Below are 21642 nucleotides of genomic sequence, written 5' to 3' on the forward strand. Positions count from 1 at the left end.
TCCATCAATACCAAGCCTCCTTTGGAGAAGTCGAAAAAACCTTAGATTTATTCGACTCCATTATCGCAAAGGCTAGCTAGGTACAACAGGTACTGGCGGTTTACCGTTTACTAATTTTCTCCTTCCAATGATAAAACCGCCGCACAAGGCGGCGGCTATGCTTTATTGTTCGTGCTTTGAGTATTCGTACATCTGCCCGGCTCGGAAAGCAGAAACGGCGATTGTTTTCAGTGCTTCTTCAACTGTCGGTTCTTCTGTTTGGAACAAGTGTTTAAACCGCTTACGCGAAAAACGGAGCAGATCATCAACTTCATTCTGTGACAGAGATTTGATTCGGTCTGAATGAATGATACTTTCAGCTAAAAGTTTCGGTACGTCCACAAGAACGCCCCCTTTCCATACCCAAGCGGTACGCGAGATTCGGTAAAAGAAAAAGTAGGTGCGCTTCTTTGTCTCCGGAGAGTTCCGCTCTCTTGATTCCTTCGTCAATCAACGACATGGCTAACGCGCAGAGTTCTTTTGCATCGTCAAATGATAGATCAACAAGTCCGGGTTTTGTAATTTCTTCAATGGTCATGAGTTACACTCCTTTCAAAAGCGACTGACTCTGACTTCTTCGAGCTTTCCAACAAGCATGTAATCCGGTGTGTCTGCTGTGACCTCTACGCAATCGCCTGTTGTTGTAATCGCAATGTCTCCGAAATTGTATACATCGGGCTTACTGAAAATCATAACGTCACCTTTTTCGACTCGGGTAAGACCAAGATCATCTGACTCACACTGTAATGCAAAATACGGAGTCTTTACCTTGTCTGCGTCCTCGATAGTTTCGATAACTGTTACTTCACTAACTTTGATCATTTTTGTTTTCCATCCTTTCTTATTGTGTTGTGTACATTACTTTCACTATTTATTATAGTGTCGTGTACACTACTTTTCTATAATAAATATTTCACAAAATTATTGAATTGTTTTTGTGCGGTTTTTATCAGCCGTTAAATGTTATACTCATTACCAAAAAGGAGCGTTACACATATGCCAAGTAAAAACCGCACGAGTTATATAAACACGTATGCCGCGACACACTACAAGCGTGTTCCGTTGAATTTGAAATTCGATGAGTATGAAGCACTCAAGGAAGCAGCGGACGCTTGCGGTGAGCCTATAAATACCTATATTAAAAAGGCAATTACTGAACGGATTCAGAAGCAGAAGCACTAGCTTTCTGTTCTACTTCGGCGTGATACTTCTGCTTTTCGTCAGCGGACGCTTTAGCGCGTCTCTGTGCGGCTTCTGTGAGCGTTTCTCCGGGCTTTATTTTTGGTTCATCTTCCTTGATGTTTTCAAAAATTTCCGGTTTTTCCGTGTACGGAATAAACGCTTTCAAAGCCTTGTCGTTCGCGATCTGTCGGACAAGTTCGCGTCTCACTGCTTCATTCGTTTCAGTTTCCAACATGTTATCAATGATCTGACCATTTTCTGACGGTGTACGGCTGTTGTGCAAAACGGCAATGTACTGCTGAGCTTGTCCCTTCATCGTATCCCAACGATCAAAAGCGCGATCAAACAGCGGATTGACCAACAGAAGCGATAGCGGCGTCAATTTGCTTTTCAAAGTCGGACTGTTCTTTGGCGTTATCACGCTGAAACATTTCATCGAGTTGTTTAATCGTGTTATCACTAACAAGGATTTTTCCCCAATAGTCAGCATGTTCTGCTGATGAAATATCACGTCTTAATGACCCGATCTGTGACCGAAACAGAAAATCTCTTGCACCAAAAATATACGCATGAGCGTTTGCGTTCATTTGTGCGAGTGCTTTATTCTGTCGAAAGTCATAACCGAACCCGTGACTTTTTGCTACTTTTTCCAGTGATTTTGTGATCTTGGAATAAGTGGCATTTTTCAAATCTTCAACGGCTTCATCATGTCTGAGAATTTCTTTACGCTCTCCCCCGGTGTGTGTTCTTCGGATATTGTCGAGCGTCTGTTCGTGCTTTTTCATTTCTTCGTTAAGGGACTTTTTGAAAGCGTTCAGCGTTTCCACTGTCTCGTGAAATACAGAATCTTCGTTTAGCATTTATGTCTCCTTTTTAATTTTCCGGAACTCAAACGAGTAACCCGGTTGCGTTATGTAAACTGCATACACCCCTACCACCTTAAACTGTCGTAAAATACCTATTTTGCGACAGTTTAACTATTGGATTTTACCAATTTGTAACCATTATTTAATAATCTGGTAATTCTGGTGGATTTTCTGTAATAAATTGTTCTAGTTCGTCCGCTGTAAGCTGCGGTCTCGTGATATCCCGGACAGGTAAAGTCGGTTGTGCCGCTTCTACATATCCATAATTAGACTTTAATAGAAAGATCGACTTCACAGAGTCTTGGTCATACAGAGCCGCTTCGCACTCTGCTTTCCATCTTTTCGCCGATAGCATGTGAGCGTTCGTTGCGTTTCGAGCCTGTCCGGTAGTCCACGCGCTGATTGTGTTCGCGTCAAGCCCTGTGAGCACGCAGAAGGACAATATAGTGGGTAGTTGTGCATTGCGGTAGCATAGGTCTGTATACGTGTCCCATATGCTATCTAGCGTCTGTATATCGGCTGTGTCGAGGTTACACTTCGACCGATACTGATTACTATGTGGGTCTGCCTTGAATAGGTGTTCATAAACGTGTTTCAACCCACCTTTGAAACACAGCTTGTTTCGTACATCTTCCGGACGGTCTAGCGAGTTTACATAATCGTTAAATAGTTCGTTAATTCGCAGTCTGAAATCTTTCGTGCTTCTCACCCCCTTAAATGAGTAAATGATTATCAACGTCATCAAAACCGGGATGTTCATCAAGAAATGTTGCAATGAATTTTCTAAAAGTCATACGTTCAACTTCTTCGTCTGTTTCAATCATCCATCGCGCACAAAGCCGTTTCAAGTCGTGCATCAGATACAACAAGTAGCGATTGTTGCGCTTGATAGGAATTATCCAAACTGTTGCGTCACCACAAGGCTGAATGATTAAATCTGCGGACATGATTTCTTCATCGAGAAAATTTTCAAAGTTCTCGCGAGTGATTATATTTCGGTCGTTCTCATCAATCAGCAGACCCACTCTTTCAACTCTCCTGTGTCTTGCGAGTTGAACTTTTGACTTTAGTTCTTCTCGTGTCAGATAATGACGTTTTTTGTCCAAGTAAACCAAGGTTAAAATCCTTCCTATGTGCATTTATGCATTTTCTATATAAACTTTTCTATAGGCTCTAAAAAAAAAAAGTTTATATAGACTTTGCATATTTGCACATTTCTATCGTGTTCTTAATAAAAGTCGGTATCCGGTGAGTACATTTCTAACGGTTTTACCGTCACACGTTCCGGACTTCCTATAAATGTTCTTTCTTTTTAGTTCTTCAATAAAGCGTTGTTTCCCAAACGTTTGAACGCCATTATCGGCGCACCATGCTTCATATAGCTTGTAGCACCTCGACACTGGTACGTTTTGACCTACGCATGGTTCAAAAGTATCATCAATGAACTGCTGCACTTTGTCTTGACTCCCGGCATATTCAGAAGTCGCACAAGTGACAGAAACAGGTGCTTTCAATCCGTATTTCTGATAATCTTCGACACCTTGCAAACACCAATTGAAAATACCGCTGATATTTTCGGGCTGTGCTAATCGCTCTTTCAAGTGCTTGTCCTGTTCTGATTCGTTGAAATGTCGGTCAAATGTGATAACGTTTATTCGGTCAGACGAAAAAACCGTGCTATCTGAAACGGTCGGCAAAAAGTTTGTGTTCATGAAAAGTACAAATTTCGGTCTGAACTCGAACGAGTTTTGATAAAGTCCACGTCCGGTAATCGTGTCGCGTCCTGTTAGCTGTTTTAAAAGCTGTGCGTCTAGGTACATGCCTTGTGGCGGTTCACTGATGTTCAAAAATCTACAATCAGCTAAACGGGCGATGTCCGGACTTGCGTTTGAACCGCTTTTATTTTTGTTCATTGCAAGGCTTTCGGGTTGCATTGTTTTTCCATACGAGCCAAACATATGAAGAAGCGTTTCCGTGAACGTGCTTTTTCCGTTACGTGTTGAACGTCCCCACAATATGAAAGCTGTCTCTTCACGGGGATTCCCGAGAAGCGCATAGCCAACACAACGTTGCAGATATTTGATTTTTTCTGTGTCCCCTTGCATAATTTCAGATAGAAACTGTTCCCATTCTGTAGAGCTTGCGTCCGGGTCGTAGTTGACATTCGATATTTCAGAAAGCAATAATTTCGGGTCGTGGTCTATGAAACGCATTTTCTGAAAATCAAAAATCCCGTTTTGACAGTTAAAATATCTTACGTCATTGTTTAAATTTTTCTGTTCGATTGGTCTGTCACTTTTTGCGGCGCTGATAATTCGTTTTAGATTATTGAAATTTTGCAGTCCGTAAACATATTCTCGCGCCGCTGCATTGTTCGGTTTATTTTTTACAACCCATGACAAATACTCGTCTGCGAATTGTTTCGCTGATTTTTCAGTTCGAACGGCTTGTGCATCAAGCTGCCAAACTTTTCCGTCATAGTAAAACCATTGTTTTCCGGTTGCGTTGAAACGAAAAGAATCTTTGAAAACAGCGGAAAACAATTTGCCCGTTCCGAGGTCTGTGTATGGGTAAAGTGCAGAAGAACCATATGCGAACGCGTTTATGTCATTGAATATTTCGTCCGTGTTAAGCATTTAATACTCCTCTGCTAATTATTTCAAAATTTTCTTCCATCAATTCCCGTTTTCTTTTCTGCTTTTTCGTTTCCCGTGGATTGCCTTTTTCATTGGACAATGCGCTTTTAACGAGTGCGAATAATTCTTTTTCTTCGAGTGACTTTTCACAGTGTTCATCATTTTCGACCGTGATCGCCGCAAGAATCGCCCTGTCAGAAAATCCGGAGTCTTGCATCGCTCGACACATCCGGTAGAGTGTGTTGTTTCGTGCTCCGGTCGGAATCTTCCCCCCAACGGTGGCAAATGTCGGCGCTGTTTTAGCGGTGTTCCGATAATGCAGAAGTTGTAAAACAGAGTCGTTAGCTTGTGCTACATCTTCAAGGCTGTGTTTATCGGTCAACCATTCGTAAGTGTTGCCGTTCGGATGGATGGAAGGCGGTGCAACGACTCCTTGATTCTGGAAGCGGATGTCAACGCCCGGAAGTATGTTTGCTAATCCTTTGATTGAATCATTATTATTGACAAGGTAAAAAAAATGAACGCCGCCGCCACCTGTTCTTACTTTGACGGTTTCCGGGAACACTCCGTGCTCCTTTTGCCACTTCTCAAGCGATTTTAGCCCGTTTTTGTCTGCACTGTGTAAATCTGCATCAATGACCACTAAAGCGCCTGTATCACCCTCGTAGCGTCCCGTAGCGATTGCTATATTTGCCCGTGGGTATTGTTTCCACCATTCTTTAATCTGAATTTCGTTTCGTGTTGCGTCTTTGAATCCGTGTTTTGAAAGCGGTCGTTTTCGGTCTCCGTCATTCGTAAACGGCACAATCTTGAACCCGGAACGCGCTAACTCGTTGGCAGATGATAGCATATCCAAAAAATTACCCCCTCGCCTGTTTGTCAAAATATCGATCAATCGCGGTTAGATCATAGATTTTTCGTTTTCCGAATTGACGTTCAGCGTTCGCGGCTTTTGCAAGTCGGACTGCTGAATTTCTCCCGAGTGCCACATATTCACATAAATCATGAACATCAACAAATTTTCGGTTCTGTAAAACTGCTGTTTTATTCCTTGGTTTCATTTTATTTACCCCCTTCGGTGTGTTATTTGTTTGATTTATTATAACGTAGCACGGAATACGTAGCATGTAAATATAACACGTAACAATTTTACAAGCGCATTTGTAGCATGTTGTGAAGCGAAAATACTTGATAAATAAAATGAAACGTGTTACGATACAGTGTAATGTTGTCTTTAAGGCAACATTACAGATGAAATCTTATGAAGTGTAATGAAATGAGGAAAAGCAAATGATAGACAAAGCAGAACGCGACAAGGCTATGAGTCACTTTCTTAATCATTATGATCGTGATTATTTTAAACAAACGGTTCAAAGACTGGTAAAAGAAAAGCACATGACGCAAAAGCAACTTGCAAAATTGGTGCAGATTTCACCCGGAACATTTACGCGATATTATAACGGGTCACTTCGACCAAGCCTAACCGTAGTAGTTCGGATGTCGTATGTACTGCAAGTACCCGTTGTGAGTCTATACGACCCCACATATAAAGGTAACAATACGGAAGAAGAAACGGGCGAAAATGGACTTGTTGAAGATAGTGTTAAAGATAAGGTTAAAGAGCAACTTGAACAGTTTGAACCGCTTCTGAAATATCTTCAAAGCATAGGAATGATAGTGTCGGCTGATATTTATGGGAATTTTTCCGTTTATCTTCCAAACGACAAACAACAAGAAAACGCCTGTGACATAGATTTTCTTTTTGCTGAAAAAATAAAAGCGGTTGTGACTAACGCTGTCATTGATCGAATGTGTTATGACGATTGGTCACACTAAAAAAGGACGGACACCATGCTAAGCTGAATCATCCCGGCGATTCAGAGCAATGGCGTCCGTCCTTTTTTGTTTTGCTAGTCTTACACAAGCTTTACTGACATAAGTAATGTAACATCGAATATGCATTATGTCAACTAATTGAGGAAGCGTTTGCTCTGTCCGATATGATCGGCGCAATACACCCCTCTTTATCTTCCGGAAGAATCAGAAATCCCCATACAGAAAAATAACATCGTATATACATTATGTCAACTGACAGACCGTTTTTGACCCTTTTGCACTTGGGAAAAAGCCCGGAAACCCTTGTAAATTGACCCTTTTTCTGACCCTTTTTCTGACCCTTTTAACCCCTAGAAATGTTCATTCTGCTTCACGCTGTGTCGGTCAGTCTCGTAGTCGGTGAGTGTTTAAAAACCCTTATTTTATGCGGTTTTCGGGCATTAAGAAACCGCCCTACGTTGTAGGGCGGTTCATGATAAAAAGGTCTGCGGAAGATGGGACTTGAACCCACACGGTATTGCTACCACAAGATCCTTAGTCTTGCTCGTCTGCCAGTTCCGACACTTCCGCATTTATTCATTTTGTTGTCGCCGTTGTTCTCGCCGACAACGAATATTATAATAGCACCTGTACCCGGATTCGTCAACAGTTATTTTGAAATTTATGAGAAAAATTCCGGTTTTTTCTTACGCCCGTCATCTGACCCTCTCAGCGCAACAGCAGCCCGGCGAGAAACGCTGTCCCTCACCGTTTAATCAACGGTCTGTTCGGACTCTGTGGCCTTGGGTTCCATTCTCACCGGTCTCTTTACCATGAAATACCACACTGCCTGGCTGATCACCAGCGCTACCAGAAAGCCGCCGATCACGTCAGACGGGTAATGAACCCCAAGATACATCCTCGAGTACGCGACAAGCGTCGCAAGAATCACCAGGGGTATCCCCTCTTTCCGTGGCAGCATGTGTACAGCCGAAAGCGCTACGGCAAAGCTGTTCGCCGTGTGTCCTGACGGGAAGGAGTAGTCCGTCGGCAGCTTTCCGATCGGCATCAAAAAGTTGAAGGCATCAAAGGGTCTTATACGCGCAAAGATCAGCTTCATCACCAGATTGACAACAATTGCCTCGATCGCGAGGGAAACCGCGGCAACCTTACCTGCATCCCTTGTCTTCCGAAATACCAGCAGAAGAATCGTCAGAATAAACCATCCAAAAAAGCCGAAAGCGCTAATTCCCTGCATAATCGGTGTCATCCACGAAAAGCGCAGGTGATCGCGGAAGAATACCAGTACCCTCACATCCATTGCCGTAATTGATGAAATCATTCTTATTTCCTTTCTTCTTTTAACCGGAAAACCGACAGGACACGCGGCCATTCGTTCTCCCGCCATTACAACGAACCACAACACAGCGGGCATCGCGATCTCCCGAAAATATGGCGGCCTCTGTGCAGCGGGCATCGCGATCTCCCGAAAATATGACAACCTTTGTGCAGCGGGCATCGCGATCTCCCGTGCGCATCGCGATGCATATACGACAGCCACGCCGCGGCTCCGTCTGGCTCAGATAAGCTTCATAATGTCGTGCACCGTAATATACGCAATAAATGCCAGCAACGCCATCAGACCATAGAAGTTGATATTTTCCTCAATCTTACGGTTGACCGGCTTCCTTCGTATGCCTTCGATAAGCATCAGAAGGAGTCTTCCTCCGTCAAGTGCCGGCAGTGGAATCAGGTTCATAAATCCCAAAGAGACGGATATCATGGACATCACGCTCAGGAGCGTGAGGAGAGCCGCTGCCGGCGATACCTCTGCCGCTGCCGCGCTGTAGGTGTCTCCTACCGTTTTGACGATTCCCACCGGTCCGGACATGTCATTGATACCAAAGGTCCCATTCAACATCCCTTCCAGCGACTTCCAGGCCATCTTTATCCAGAAAATCACCTCATAAAAGGAGTAACGGATTACACCAAAAAATCCCTGCTTTACGCGGATCGACTGATACGAAAAATTCAATGTGGCAGTAACCGTCTTTTCCGGAGTTACCGTCACCGTTCCTTCTTTACCGTTTCTCTCATAGGTGATTTTCACGGGAGACCCGTCCAGAGGATGCTCCTCCAGATAATTGCTGATATCCTCCGTACTGCGAACCTTCGTCCCGTTCAATACAGTTACAATATCACCCATTTCAAGGCCTGCCTTCCGGGCAGCTGTTCCCTTATTCACCATGGTCAGCTGAAGGCCGCTTCCGTCTTCCGCCTCCTGCCAGTGAATTCCAAGCAGATATCTCGTCTGCGATGACGGTTGATAGCTGATCCGGACGTTCTTTCCGTCCCGCCTTACGACAAGCGTAACCTTATCTGTCGGAATCTCCTTCATCAGAAGGTCCATATAGAAGTCTCTGGAATTTACGATCCACTCTCCATTGTACGATACGATTTCATCCCCGGCGCGAAGGCCCGCCTCTGCCTCCGGCGTGCCGGATGGAACCTCTGCGACTACCGCCGGATCCGCTCCCGTCGCACCGACAATCACAAGAGACAGCAGAAATGCCAGAATAAAATTGAAGACGGGTCCTGCCGCGACTACAAGTGCTCTCCTCCACACCGGCGCGCCGATGAAGCTGCCGGGGATTTCCTCCCCTTCATCTTCATTCAGCATCGCGCAGGATCCTCCGAAAGGAAGAAGACGCCACGCAAAGACTGTTCCGCTCTTTTTGCTTTTGAACGACAAAATCTTCGGTCCCATGCCGATGGCAAACTCTTCAACAACGATGTGATTTTTCCGAGCCAGGATAAAATGGCCGAACTCATGAAAAAGGACGACAAGTCCCAGCACCAGGATTCCGATGATATATTTCAATACATTTCCCCTATATTATTTGTTCCATTCTTCTGAGATCCGCCTCCTGGTCTCTGCCTCAACACTGAGGATCTGTCCGAGATCCGGATTCTCAATCGTTCTGTGTCTGTTCATTGCCCCCTCGATAATGCGATAGATATCCAGAAAACCGATTTTGTGATCCAGAAACAGAGCCACTGCCTCCTCGTTTGCGGCATTGAAGACCGTCGGCATTGAGCCGCCTTCTTTCGCCGCCTGAATTGCAAGCGGCAGACCCCGGAAGGTTTCCATATCGGGCTCATCGATTTCGATGGAGCGCAGCTTTGTGAAATCAAGCCGCTCTCCCGGAAAATATCTTCGCTCCGGATAATAGAGCGCATATTGAATTGGCAGCCGCATATCCGGAGAACCGAGCTGCGCCATAACCGCCCCGTCTTCAAATTCTACCATAGAGTGAATGATGCTCTGTGGCTGGACAACGACCTGAATTCTTTCCAGCGGCACATCGAACAGCCATCGGGCCTCCATGACCTCAAGACCTTTATTGACCAGTGTGGCGGAATCAATGGTAATTTTTCTTCCCATTGACCACGTCGGATGCTTCAAGGCATCTTCCGGCCGGATATTCGAAAGCTCTGCTGTTTTTCTTCCCCGGAAGGGTCCTCCGGAAGCTGTGATGAGGAGCTTGTGAACCTGCCTTCTGTCTTCACCGTGCAGGCATTGGAAAATCGCGCTGTGCTCACTGTCAACCGGAAGAATCCGCACGCCCTTCTCCCGCGCCAGCGGAATGATCAGATGCCCCGCTGTCACCAGGGTTTCCTTATTGGCAAGGGCAATATCTTTTCCGGCCTCAATGGCAGCCAGTGTCGGGCGGATCCCGATCATCCCTACAATGGCAGTGACCAGAATGTCCGCATCCGGCATCACCGCCAGCTCCAGAAGTCCGTCCATGCCCGACAGCACTCTTGTATCCGTGTCCCGGACTCTGATTCTGAGATCCTCCGCCGCCTGCCCATCGTAGATAACCGCAATCTCCGGATGAAATTCCCGGATCTGCTCTTCTGCCTTATCTACATTGTGTCCCGCGGAAATTCCAACCACGCGGATATCCCCATTGTTTCTCACCACATCCAGCGTCTGGGTCCCGATTGATCCGGTCGAACCCAGGATGGCTATTTTTTTCATTCCTGCCTGCCCCCTTTCTGCTCACTTCACCGGTGTCACCGCTAAAATCCTTCTCACTTCACCAGTGTTACCGCCAGGATAATCCACACTTCACCAGCGGCGCCGCCTAAATACCACACACTTCACCGGCGTCACCGCCTGAATTCTGCTCACTTCACCAGTGTCACCGCCAGAAAATAGATGATCGGCGCTGTAAAGATCACACTGTCAAAGCGGTCCAGAACTCCGCCGTGACCGGGAATGAGCTTCCCGTAATCCTTGATATCGGCATTTCTCTTGATTGCAGATGCCGAGAGATCACCAACCATTGAGATCAGCGCCCCGACGAGACAGATGATCATATATTCCATCACCGGTCCCCGTGTGAGAAATGCATAGATCATGCCCAGAATCGTTGCTCCGGCGACTCCCCCGATCGCTCCCTCGATGGTCTTCTTCGGGCTGAGCACCGGCGCCATCTTATGTTTGCCGAAAAGTCTCCCCGCGCAGTAGGCGCAGGTATCGCATCCCCATGAGCACAGGAAAATAAGCCAGACAATAAACTGTCCGCCCTCAAGACACCGGGTCTGGTAGACGAAGGAGAGCATGACACCCACATATATCACACCGAAATACGTCTCCATAATCTGACGGGCATTATACTTCGGATAAGAAAATACATAGACAAACATCACGATGACCAGGCTGCAGATGATTGCAAACACCTGATAACTGCCCCACATATAAACGAGGCTCACATAGTAGAGAACCACCGAGATATATCCGAACAGTTCAAGCATATCGATCGTCCTGCCGCCCTTGTGGATGCCGAGGGCACGGTACAATTCAAATGTGCCGATCAGAGCCAGAGCGAGAGAGATGAGATAGAGCACCCATCCTCCGGCATTGATTCCCATCAGCGCGATCAGAACCAGGATCACACCGCTGACCAGTCTTGTGAGAAAAGAATTTGTCGTCTTTCTTGTCAGATACTGAACGACAAGCATCACAAGTACCCCGACAAGGCCGAGAATATAAAACATTAGTATTTCCTCCCTGCTGTCCTTACTTTGCGTTTCCGAATCTACGGTCCCGCCCGTTATACTTTTCGATCGCCTCAATCAGATCCCGCTTATGAAAATCAGGCCATGCCACATCGGTAAAATAAAATTCCGTGTAAGCCAGCTGCCACAGTAAAAAGTTCGAGATCCTCTGCTCTCCGCTTGTGCGGATCAGAAGGTCCGGATCTGGTATTCCGGCTGTATCCAGGTATCTCTCAAAGATCTCTCCGGTCACCCGTCCCTCCGGAAGTTTGCCGTTTCTGGCATCCTCCGCAATCCTTGTGACCGCGCGTTCGATCTCATCTCTTCCACCGTAATTCAGGGCAATCTGAAAATACATCTGATCGTAATTTGCAGATGCCTCCTCAACCTCGCGGATCTCTTCCTGGAGATCCGGCGCAAGCGCGGAAGGATCACCGATGATCCGCACCTTCATCCGGTTCTTGTGCGCTTTCATCTCGACACGCCTCAGATACTTCCGAAAAAGATTCATCAGCACCTTCACCTCATCCGCCGACCGTTTCCAGTTTTCGGTGGAAAACGCATAGACCGTGAGATACTTTACCCCCATTTCGCAGATCTCATCACACATCTTCTCCAGGTTATTGCAGCCGACGATATGCCCGTAGCTGCGCGGCATTCCTCTGCGCTTTGCCCATCTTCCGTTGCCGTCCAGAATAATCGCAATATGGTTCGGGACCTTCAGGCCCTCAAGCCGGTCTTCTTCTTTCATTTCTTCCTCCAGCTGCAGCAATTAGCAGCAAGCATAGAAAGAAGCTGCCGCGCGAAACACCTTTTTGCACAATGCCCCGGAGCAAAACCTCTGCGGCAAATTATACAACAAGCATTTCGTACGTCAGCTCCCCCTCATTTCTGTTTCACGAAGCCGTCTGTGCCGATCAGACTTTCATCAGCTCTTTGGACTTCTCTTCCACAGCCTTGTCGATCTCTTTGATTCTCTTATCGGTCGCCTTCTGAAGGTCATCCTGAAGCTCCGCGATGAGGTCCTCGGACAGATCCTCGGATTTCTCCAGTTTCTTGAAAGCCTCATTGCCATCCCGGCGGATGTTGCGGACAGCCACCTTGGCTTCCTCGCCCTTCTTTTTTGTCTCCTTTGTGAGCTCCTTACGTCTCTCCTCGGTCAGCTCCGGGAAAATCAGGCGGATCACTTTACCGTCCGTATTCGGATTAATGCCGAGATCGGACGTCTGGATCGCCTTGATGATCGGTTTGATCATCGAAGATTCCCATGGCTGAATCTGAATGATTCTGGCCTCCGGAACCTGAATATTCGCCACCTGATTCAGTGGTGTCGGAGCGCCGTAATAGTCAACCGTGATACGATCCAGGACATGGGGATTCGCACGGCCGGCACGAATGGCGCCGAGCTCATTTGCAAGGTTTGCGAGTGTCTTCTCCATTTTGGCATCGTATGCCTTTACTCTCTCATTCATTGTAAAATTCCTCCCTGGTCTCTTACACGGTCACCCTTGTCCCGGTGATCTTCCCGTGCGCAGCATTGACGATGCTGTCTTCCCCGTCAAGGCCGAATACCACCATCGGCATCCTGTTCTCCTTTGCCAGGATCGATGCGGTCATATCCACGACCTGAAGCTGCTTGTCGATGACCTCCTGAATTGAAACCTCATCGTATTTCCTTGCATTCGGATTGCTCTTCGGGTCGCTGTCATAGACACCGTCCACAGCCTTCGCCAGAAGCAGTTCGTCAGCATCGATTTCAATCGCCCGGAGAACAGCGGTGGTATCTGTCGAAAAATACGGGCTGCCCGTTCCTCCTCCGTAGAATACAACCATGTTGTGCGCAAAATATTTATTGCTTCGATCCTTCGAGAACAGCTTCGTAATTCCGCCGATCTCAAAGGGTGTCAGGACCGATGTCATCATCCCCTGTGACCGGAAAATCTCGGACACATAGATGCAGTTCATAACCGTCGCAAGCATACCGATCTCATCCGCCTTCGTGCGGTCGATATTCTTGCTGGAGCGGCCTCTCCAGAAGTTTCCGCCTCCGATAACAATCCCGATCTGGAAGCCGTCATCCACCAGTTTCCGAACCTGTTTTGCTACACCTGTTACAACTTCCTCGTCAAATCCAGTCTTCCTGTCTCCTGCAAGCGCTTCTCCGCTGAGCTTCAGCAATAGTCTTTTCATGCACGATCTCCTTGTTCTTCTTCTGTTTACGGACCCTGCCGCCAATGATTCGTACGGCAACTGCTTATATTATAGCATAAAGAAATCCCTTATCGCTATGAAATCTGACGATTACAGCCGTGAAACAACAAAGATATCGTAAATCGCCTTGATTGCCGTCTCAAAATCGCGGTTTTCCACACCGATGATGATGTTCAGCTCGGAGGATCCCTGGTCGATCATCTTGACATTGACATGTGCATGGGCCAGTGCGGCAAAAATCCGTCCCGCGGTTCCTCTCGTTCTTCTCATTCCTCTGCCCACAACCGCGATCAGCGCCAGATCGGATTCCAGCTCGATCATGTCCGGATGAACAGATCTGTGAAGTCCGGCGATAACCTGCTGCTCATGCTTCTCGAATTCGTTCTGGTTGACATACACAGAGAAGGTGTCAATCCCGGAAGGTGTATGCTCGAACGTCATCCCGCAGTCCTCGAATACCTCAAGCACCTTGCGGCCGAATCCGACTTCCGCGTTCATCATCGCCTTCTCAATTGTGATGGAAGCGAATCCCTTCTTGCCGCCGATACCGGTGATGGTATATTTCGGCTTGTTGCAGGTGTTCTCGACAACCATCGTGCCCGGATCCTGCGGACGGTTTGTATTTCGAACATTGATCGGTATTCCTTCCTTTCTGAGAGGGAATACCGCATCCTCGTGGAGAACCGTCGCTCCCATGTAGGAAAGCTCGCGCATCTCACGATAGGTAATCGTATTGATGGTAACCGGATCCTTGATGATTCTCGGATCCGCCATCAGGAAGCCGGATACATCCGTCCAGTTTTCATACAGATCCGCATGAACCGCCTTTGCCACGAGGGATCCGGTGATGTCGGACCCGCCCCGGGAGAAGGTCTCCACTGTACCGTCCGGCTTTGCGCCGTAGAATCCCGGAATCACTGCATGCTCAAGAGGCTCAAGCACCGCTCCCATCTGCTTATCTGTCCTTACCGCATCAAACTTTCCGTATTCGTCGAAGGCCACAACGCTTGCGGCATCGACAAATTCATACCCGAGGTATTCCGCCATCACAATTCCGTTCAGATACTCTCCCCTGGACGCAGCGTAATCGGTTCCGATTTTGCTGCGGAAATTTTCGGCGATTGTCTCGAACTCGCTGTCCAGATTGAGAGACAGGCCCAGACCGTTGATGATCTCATCGTAACGATCGCGAATATTTTGAAGCGCATCGGAGAAATCCTGATCTTCCTCCGCACGATGGTAGCAGTCATACAGCATATCGGTAACCTTGGTGTCATTGCTGAACCGTCTGCCGGGTGCCGACGGGACAACGTAGCGTCTGCCCTCATCCGCCCGGATGATTTCTCCGACCTTCTTGAACTGCTCAGCATTTGCGAGAGAACTGCCACCGAATTTCACTACTTTTTTCATTCCTGTTGTCCACCCTTCAAAAATGTGTGTCTTATATATGAAACAGTTACGTCTTCACCCTTCTCTGCCAGCATCCCGAGCAGCAGATCAAGCTGATTCTTCACAGAATCATCGACAAACCATAACTTGTCTCTGCCTCTCTTCCAGTACTCGTAGGGAGCGCGGTCATTATAGCCGTCCCCCAGATATACTCTGGATGCGCTGATACGGTCCGCGACCATTTCCGCCACATATTTGCGGGGAATCGGCACGCCTTTGATGATTGTATCACAGTTTATACCATAGTCAATCCAATATTCGAAATGGTGCTTGTTGCGCCCCTTATGGTGAAGCCAGGCAAGGGAAACTCCTGTAGCCTCGCGTTCCGCGTTGTTCGGGCTTCTGGTTCCCTGCCAGTATCTCGCCCCCTCACGGAATTCCGTAGGAGAATACTTGGACAGATCATGCACAATTCCCTGCCAGTAAAGCCCCATTCGGAAACAATAATGAAGGACCAGGCACTTGTGATGTGTAATTGTCTTGAAATGCTGCCACGCGTAATTTTTCTTCATTTTCGCACCGCCACTAAGATCACGATACTTCTCGGAGATACCTCCACTGCCTTCTCGTCTGAATCGATTTCCGTCTCCGTACCTTCCTCCGGGAACGCCTGCTCACGCGATGTATCCGCGCGGATGACCCACCGGAAGTCTTCCGGAAGATCTGGAAGTGCGAACCGCTGCGTCAGCCAGTACATATTGTATGCGATATAGATCGTGTCGTCCGCTGTTCCGTCCGGCTTCTCCGCATACTGCCCGCAGTACATGACGCCGAATCCTGTCTTCGTCTTTCCGGCGGCACTCATCCATGCCACCTCGCTGTGAAACGAAAGGTCCGGGAATCCGCAGGCCTTATAGTCCGCCATCCGCAGCACCCGTGCGGATCGAAGAACCGGATGTTCCCTGCGGAACGCAATGGCTTCTCTGACAAAATCATGCATCTCTCTCGCTGATTTTGATCTGCTCCATGCAACCCATCCCGTGCGGTTATCCTGGCACCAGGCATTGTTGTTACCTCCCTGGCTGTTCTCCATCTCATCCCCTGCGTAGACCATCGGTGCTCCCTGGCTGGTCATCAGCATCAGAAAAGCATTCCTGAGCAGCTGCCGCCTCAGCTGGCGAACCGCGTTCTTTCTTGTCGGTCCTTCTTCACCGCAGTTCCAGGTAAAATTGAAATCGGTTCCGTCGTGATTCTGCTCACCGTTGGCTTCATTATGTTTTTCCTCATATGAAACCATGTCATACATTGTAAAACCGTCCTGGTCCGCGAAATAATTGATGAACGCCTGGTCCTCGCTGTTTCTTCGTAGATACCAGCCGGCTTCGTCCGTGCCGACATCCGGATCGCCCTTCAGAAACCGGCGCATCGCCTGCTCGTAGGACGGATTCATAGCCGCAAGGTTCCGGAAAGCCGGTTTTCTGCCTCCGTACAGCACGGAGGTATCATAGCCGGAGGTAATCAGCTTCGTTCTCCGAAGCAGGGGGTCGGTAACGGCCGCATGAATCCAGCTCCCGTCGCCGACCAGATGGAAACCGTCCACCTTGAAGTGAAGGCGCCAGTAGCGCAGCACATCAGTGACAAGTCTTGCATCCGCTTCCGGAAGAAAATAGAACTCCGGGATGCATTCCAGGCCAGCCTCATGGAGGACATCCACCATTTCCGCGAACTCCTTGTTCGGATTATCCGTGGCGCAGTAAGCCTTCTTCGGCGCAAAATAAAGTCCCTTCGTGTACCCCCAGTAATTCAAAACCGGGTCCGCATTATTCTCCGGTTCCTTCACCTGCACCTGCTGATCCAGATAGTAGTATTTTTCCTCATTGGATTGATTTTCGAACGTATAGCACGGCATGAGGATCAACGAAGTCACCCCCATGTCCTTCAGATACGGGATCATCTCCGTGACACCGAGAAATGTTCCGGGATGCTTCACGCCCGCCGGCCGGGTCTTTGTGAAGCCTCTCACGTGAAGTTTGTAGAAGATACTGTTCTCATAGGGTATATTGAGGGGCTCGCTTCCTGCCTTGAAATAGACCTTCATGGAACACCGGTACTCTTCCTCCCCGCTGACCGGATTTGTGATTCTACGAACAGATCTGGCATAGGGATCCGCAACGATCTTCCCCTCTACCCGATAATTGTATTCATACGCTCCTGCATTCTCCATCTCCACAAAGACTGCGCTGATGTCGCCAATCCGGTATTTTTCCTCGAGAGGAATCACCTGACAAGGCTCAATCTCCCCTGTATGATAGAGCAGAAGCTCCGCCCGCTTCCCTTCCGGAATCACGCAGGCGAACAGGTTTCCGTTGCGTACTCCGTTCGTCGTAATGCCGTGCACTCCAAGTCTTTCCGGATCTGATGGTGTTACCCTGAATTCTGTCTTCTCTGCCATTCTCTTCCTCCGGTTCTTCCCTGATCACAGACAGGTAAACCGCTTCACACTGTGTGTGCGCAGATGTGGCTCACCCGCCCGCGCATATTCGCACTTTCGTGCCGCTTGCGCGTCACTTCGCTGCTTTGCAGCTTCATCCCATACCTATTGTCAGATAGCCGGCTTCCCCGAATCCGACCTCATCCGGCTTGAAATCATATCGTAAGATCCAGCTCAACCGGACAATGGTCCGATCCCATCACATCGGTGTGGATAACCGCATCGCTGACATGATCTCTGAGATTATCGGTGATCAGGAAATAATCGATTCTCCATCCCGCATTTTTCTCACGCGCCCGGAAGCGGTACGACCACCAGGAGTACTCAATCTTATCAGGATGCAGCCAGCGGTAGGAATCCGTGAACCCCGAATCCAGAAGCTCCGTCATCTTTTCCCGTTCTTCATCGGTAAATCCGGCATTTCTGCGGTTCGCCTTCGGATTTTTGATATCAATTTCTTCATGCGCCACATTCAGATCCCCGCAGACAATCACCGGTTTTTTCTCCGCGAGGGTGTGAAGATATGCGCGGAAATCATCCTCCCAGCGCATCCGGTAATCCAGCCGCTTCAGTTCACTCTGGGAATTTGGCGTATAGCAGGTCACGAGATAGAACTTCTCATATTCAAGAGTGATCACGCGTCCTTCATGATCATGCTCCTCCACTCCGATCCCGTAAGTGACATTCTGCGCCTCCTGCTTTGCAAAAACCGCTGTGCCGGAATATCCCTTTCTGTCAGCATAATTCCAATAGCAGTAATAGCCCTCCGGCGCAAAATCGATCTGACCGGCCTGAAGCTTGCTCTCCTGAATACAGAAGAAATCCGCGCCGGTGCTGTCGAAATACTCCCTGAATCCTTTTCCCACACAGGCTCGCAGCCCATTCACATTCCAGGATATAAATTTCATGCATACCTCCCGGTTAATATTTTTCCTTCATGCCATCCTCAGGTGATATCCAGCTTTGTTCGATATCGGATGACCCTCATGGTTTCCAGATCACGGTCCGCAGGTCCGTGGATCGGCAGCCGGTTTTCCCTGTACCGCTGGACAATGTCGAAAATTTCTCTGGTGATCACCTCACCCGGACAGATCAGCGGAATCCCCGGAGGATACGGGATGATGCTTTCCCCGGCAACTCTGCCGACCGCATCTTCCCATTTCACCAGAATCTTCTCACTGTAAAAAGCTTCTCTCGGTGTCATTACCACCTGGGGAAGCACAGATGCGGCATGCCTGAGATAGTCCCCGCGTTTCCCGTCCGACAAGCTCCCGATTTCTTCCGCACTTTCCCTCGGAATGTCCTCTGTGCCGCAGCCCGTCTGTTCCCTCAGGATCTCCTTCAACGTCTCTACCAGCCGCCGGATATCATCGCCGTTATTTCCCCACGTGACGACTGCCACTACGTTCTCAAAATCTGCCAGTTCTGTGCTGACTCTGCCCTTATCATAGAGCAGTCTCTGCAGACGAAAACCTGTGATTCCTGCTCTCCTTACCGAAAAAACGATCCGGAGCGGATCCAGCGTCAGATGTTCCGGCACTTTTTTTCCCTTCCCGAGAAGCTCTTCCACAGGAATTCCCGCTGACTTTGCAGTCGCAAGGGCAATTTTTTCTTCCCCGGACATCTCATAACACACATCTGTCGTCAGTACATCCACGTAAGGAATCCGCGCAAGCTCCTCACGAAGAATGTCTGCCATCGCCATCGATTTGCTCATCAATTCTCCGCCGTGGAGCGCAAGGTTATGGCGTGCTCCGTCCAAAGAACCCATAAGAAGGTAATTCGGGCTCGTGCTCATCACGAGCTTCAGGCACTCATCCAGTCTCTGGCGTGAAAGAAAACGGCTCTTCCACTGAAGCATTGAACTCTGCGTCATACTTCCGGATGTCTTGTGAATGCTCTGTGCCGCTGCGTCCGCCCCTGCCCGGATCGCTCCTTCCGGCATCTCGTCCGAAAAATACAGGTGGGATCCATGTGCCTCGTCGACAAGCAGAGGAATCCCATGCCGGTGACAGATGTCCGCAATTCTCCGCAAATTGGAACAGATCCCGTAATAAGTCGGGCTCACCACAAAGACTGCTCGGATTTCGCTGTCCCGCTCCAATGCTTTTTCAATCTCCTCTGGTTTCACCTCACCGGAGATATTCCATCCGGGAACTGTCTCCGTGTTTACCCATACCGGAACAGCTCCGCTCAGAATCAGGCCCATCAGCACGGATTTATGCGCATTCCTCGGAACCAGGATTTTTTCCCCGGGCTGTACAGAGGCGAGAATCATAGCTTCATTCCCACACGTTGTACCATTCACCAGAAACCAGCAGTGATCCGATCCCCAGATTTCCGCAGCCAGATCCTGTGCCTCCCGGATCGGCCCCGCCGGCTGATGCAGATCATCCAGTCCCTCAGCCTCTGTCAGGTCGCTCATAAACGCCCTTTCCCCGAGGACCTCCAAAGCTCTCGGGTCTGCTCCGCGTTCAAAGCGATGCGCCGGAATGCGAAAAAATGCCGGCCTTTCATTGCGGAAATTTTCAATTGCGTCCAAAATCGGTGTACTATTCTGATTCACTTATGATGCCTTTCTGTCTTTCTTCCGGACTCACAAAAAATGAGACCACCGCATTGAGCCTACCCGTGAATCAAAATCTTCTCTGCTTATCCCGGTCCGCAGTACGTGTTCATCCTGCGGCCGGTCCGCTGATTCACTGTATGCATATCATGCGACAGTCTCATATTAGCATCAATTTTCTGTTAATTCAATTAACCTGTAAAAAGAACGTCAGGGATTCACTTTTCTTCAGTCAACGTCTATCTCATGAACCCAGCCTTCCGGTCCTTCGATCTCTCCGTCCTGAATACCTGTCAGTGTGCTGCGAAGCTTTGTGAGAACCGGTCCCATCTTCTCCATGCCGCTCGGAATGTTGATGATTCTGCCATGGTCATTGATCTGTCCTACCGGGCTGATAACGGCTGCGGTTCCGCAAAGACCCATTTCCTCAAATTCCGGTACTTCACTGAACATAACCGGTCTGTGCTCCACCTTCATGCCCAGCATATTCTCGGCAATATAGCAGAGGGAACGGCGCGTGATAGACGGAAGAATCGAATCGGACTTCGGCGTTACCAGTGTCTTCCCGTTGTCCTTGATAAAGATTACATTTGCTCCGCCGGTCTCTTCCACCTTTGTTCTGGTCGCCGGATCCAGATACAGGTTCTCGTTGAATCCCTCTCTGTGCGCCTCCATGATCGGGTGAAGACTCATCGCATAGTTCAGGCCGGCCTTGATTCCGCCGGTTCCATGCGGCGCGGCGCGGTCGAAGTCAGGAATACGCACAACAACCGGCTTTGCTCCGCCCTTAAAATACGGGCCAACCGGCGTCACGAGGATACGGAACATATACTCCTCAGCAGGCTTTACTCCGATAACCGCATTGTATCCGAACATATAAGGACGGATATAGAGCGTTGCGCCGGAGCCATATGGCGGTACCCAGTCAACGTTCGCCTTTACCACTTCTTCAACAGCTTTCACAAAACGATCAACCGGGAACGGCGGCATTTCCAGCCGTTTGCAGGAGTCATACATACGCTGCGCATTCATATCCGGGCGGAAGCATACCACCTTGTTGTCCTTCGTTCTATATGCCTTGAGGCCTTCAAAGCAGGACTGAGAATACTGAAGAACCGCCGCGCACTCACTCATCGTAACTGTGTGATCCTTCGTCAGCCTGCCCTCATCCCACTTTCCGTCTCTGTACATGGAGACATAGCTGTAATCTGTTTCTCTGTAATTAAAGTCCAGGCTTCCCCAGTCAATATCTTTTGTAGCCATTGATTTGTCCTCCTAATGATAATCTGCTGATATTATACACCAAAATTTCACTTTGCAAACAAAAAAACGAAAAGGTTTACTGCATAAAGCCGTCGTCAGGCGGGCAGTTTTTGGGCA

The 21642-nt window shown here is 48.5% G+C and carries 21 protein-coding genes and 1 tRNA gene; 1 reads left to right on the forward strand and 21 read right to left on the reverse strand.

What is annotated here, in order from left to right; translation table 11 throughout:
• Positions 1-355: 355 nt before the first annotated feature.
• From ACTQZS_RS04290 to ACTQZS_RS04320, 7 genes are all read right to left on the reverse strand, one after another.
• Positions 356-577: a hypothetical protein gene (locus tag ACTQZS_RS04290; RefSeq protein ID WP_441474750.1), complete on the reverse strand. Its 222-nt coding sequence runs from the start codon at positions 575-577 to the stop codon at positions 356-358.
• A 14-nt stretch (positions 578-591) separates the two neighbouring features.
• The gene (locus ACTQZS_RS04295; protein WP_441474751.1) at positions 592-861 is read right to left on the reverse strand and encodes a hypothetical protein; all 270 of its coding nucleotides are present in this window, start codon (positions 859-861) and stop codon (positions 592-594) included.
• Positions 862-1189: 328 nt separating this feature from the next.
• The gene (locus tag ACTQZS_RS04300) at positions 1190-1615 is read right to left on the reverse strand and encodes a hypothetical protein (RefSeq protein WP_441474752.1); all 426 of its coding nucleotides are present in this window, start codon (positions 1613-1615) and stop codon (positions 1190-1192) included.
• Complete coding sequence (locus tag ACTQZS_RS04305; protein ID WP_441474753.1) at positions 1563-2081, reverse strand: hypothetical protein; 519 nt, start codon at positions 2079-2081, stop codon at positions 1563-1565. Before ACTQZS_RS04305 ends, ACTQZS_RS04300 begins: the two co-directional genes overlap by 53 nt.
• 719 nt (positions 2082-2800) lie before the next feature.
• Positions 2801-3112, reverse strand: coding sequence for a hypothetical protein (locus ACTQZS_RS04310; RefSeq protein ID WP_441474754.1), 312 nt, complete (start codon positions 3110-3112; stop codon positions 2801-2803).
• Between the two features lie 192 nt (positions 3113-3304).
• Positions 3305-4723, reverse strand: coding sequence for a DNA primase family protein (locus tag ACTQZS_RS04315; RefSeq protein WP_441474755.1), 1419 nt, complete (start codon positions 4721-4723; stop codon positions 3305-3307).
• Positions 4716-5573 (reverse strand): bifunctional DNA primase/polymerase, encoded by an 858-nt coding sequence (locus tag ACTQZS_RS04320; RefSeq protein ID WP_441474889.1) that lies wholly within the window; start codon positions 5571-5573, stop codon positions 4716-4718. The genes ACTQZS_RS04315 and ACTQZS_RS04320 overlap by 8 nt, the downstream gene beginning before the upstream one ends.
• A gap of 440 nt (positions 5574-6013) precedes the next feature.
• On the opposite strand from ACTQZS_RS04320, the gene ACTQZS_RS04325 reads away from it, so the two are divergent.
• A complete protein-coding gene (locus tag ACTQZS_RS04325; protein WP_441474756.1) occupies positions 6014-6559 on the forward strand; it encodes a helix-turn-helix transcriptional regulator in 546 nt (181 codons plus the stop codon).
• A gap of 486 nt (positions 6560-7045) precedes the next feature.
• On the opposite strand, the gene ACTQZS_RS04330 is transcribed toward ACTQZS_RS04325, so the two are convergent.
• The 14 genes from ACTQZS_RS04330 to ACTQZS_RS04395 all read right to left on the reverse strand — a co-directional run bounded on the left by ACTQZS_RS04330 (position 7046) and on the right by ACTQZS_RS04395 (position 21525).
• Positions 7046-7129: transfer RNA gene (locus ACTQZS_RS04330), tRNA-Leu, on the reverse strand.
• A gap of 181 nt (positions 7130-7310) precedes the next feature.
• Positions 7311-7880, reverse strand: coding sequence for a phosphatase PAP2 family protein (locus ACTQZS_RS04335; RefSeq protein WP_441474757.1), 570 nt, complete (start codon positions 7878-7880; stop codon positions 7311-7313).
• Between the two features lie 237 nt (positions 7881-8117).
• Complete coding sequence (locus ACTQZS_RS04340) at positions 8118-9419, reverse strand: site-2 protease family protein (RefSeq protein ID WP_441474758.1); 1302 nt, start codon at positions 9417-9419, stop codon at positions 8118-8120.
• 15 nt (positions 9420-9434) lie between these two features.
• Positions 9435-10583 (reverse strand): 1-deoxy-D-xylulose-5-phosphate reductoisomerase, encoded by a 1149-nt coding sequence (gene dxr / locus ACTQZS_RS04345; protein ID WP_441474759.1) that lies wholly within the window; start codon positions 10581-10583, stop codon positions 9435-9437.
• A 149-nt stretch (positions 10584-10732) separates the two neighbouring features.
• On the reverse strand, positions 10733-11569 hold the full coding sequence (locus ACTQZS_RS04350; RefSeq protein ID WP_441099310.1) for a phosphatidate cytidylyltransferase: 837 nt from the start codon (positions 11567-11569) through the stop codon (positions 10733-10735).
• A gap of 58 nt (positions 11570-11627) precedes the next feature.
• Positions 11628-12329 carry an isoprenyl transferase gene (locus ACTQZS_RS04355; RefSeq protein ID WP_441474890.1) on the reverse strand — a complete coding sequence of 234 codons (702 nt, stop codon included), beginning with the start codon at positions 12327-12329 and terminating at the stop codon, positions 11628-11630.
• Positions 12330-12522: 193 nt separating this feature from the next.
• Complete coding sequence (gene frr / locus ACTQZS_RS04360; RefSeq protein WP_441099154.1) at positions 12523-13077, reverse strand: ribosome recycling factor; 555 nt, start codon at positions 13075-13077, stop codon at positions 12523-12525.
• Positions 13078-13099: 22 nt separating this feature from the next.
• Positions 13100-13795 carry a UMP kinase gene (gene pyrH, locus ACTQZS_RS04365; protein WP_441099155.1) on the reverse strand — a complete coding sequence of 232 codons (696 nt, stop codon included), beginning with the start codon at positions 13793-13795 and terminating at the stop codon, positions 13100-13102.
• Between the two features lie 111 nt (positions 13796-13906).
• Entirely contained in the window at positions 13907-15226 is a 1320-nt protein-coding gene (locus ACTQZS_RS04370; RefSeq protein ID WP_441474760.1) for an aspartate kinase, read from the reverse strand.
• A complete protein-coding gene (locus tag ACTQZS_RS04375; protein ID WP_441474761.1) occupies positions 15223-15777 on the reverse strand; it encodes a DUF5662 family protein in 555 nt (184 codons plus the stop codon). The genes ACTQZS_RS04370 and ACTQZS_RS04375 overlap by 4 nt, the downstream gene beginning before the upstream one ends.
• The gene (locus ACTQZS_RS04380; RefSeq protein WP_441474762.1) at positions 15774-17657 is read right to left on the reverse strand and encodes a hypothetical protein; all 1884 of its coding nucleotides are present in this window, start codon (positions 17655-17657) and stop codon (positions 15774-15776) included. The genes ACTQZS_RS04375 and ACTQZS_RS04380 overlap by 4 nt, the downstream gene beginning before the upstream one ends.
• A gap of 194 nt (positions 17658-17851) precedes the next feature.
• Positions 17852-18604: an exodeoxyribonuclease III gene (locus tag ACTQZS_RS04385; protein WP_441474763.1), complete on the reverse strand. Its 753-nt coding sequence runs from the start codon at positions 18602-18604 to the stop codon at positions 17852-17854.
• A 38-nt stretch (positions 18605-18642) separates the two neighbouring features.
• Positions 18643-20262 carry an aminotransferase class I/II-fold pyridoxal phosphate-dependent enzyme gene (locus tag ACTQZS_RS04390; protein ID WP_441474764.1) on the reverse strand — a complete coding sequence of 540 codons (1620 nt, stop codon included), beginning with the start codon at positions 20260-20262 and terminating at the stop codon, positions 18643-18645.
• A gap of 228 nt (positions 20263-20490) precedes the next feature.
• Entirely contained in the window at positions 20491-21525 is a 1035-nt protein-coding gene (locus ACTQZS_RS04395; RefSeq protein WP_441099161.1) for a branched-chain amino acid aminotransferase, read from the reverse strand.
• Positions 21526-21642 lie beyond the last annotated feature (117 nt).

Source organism: Bilifractor sp. LCP19S3_H10 (genome assembly GCF_052119185.1).
In the GTDB taxonomy this organism is placed as follows: domain Bacteria; phylum Bacillota; class Clostridia; order Lachnospirales; family Lachnospiraceae; genus Bilifractor.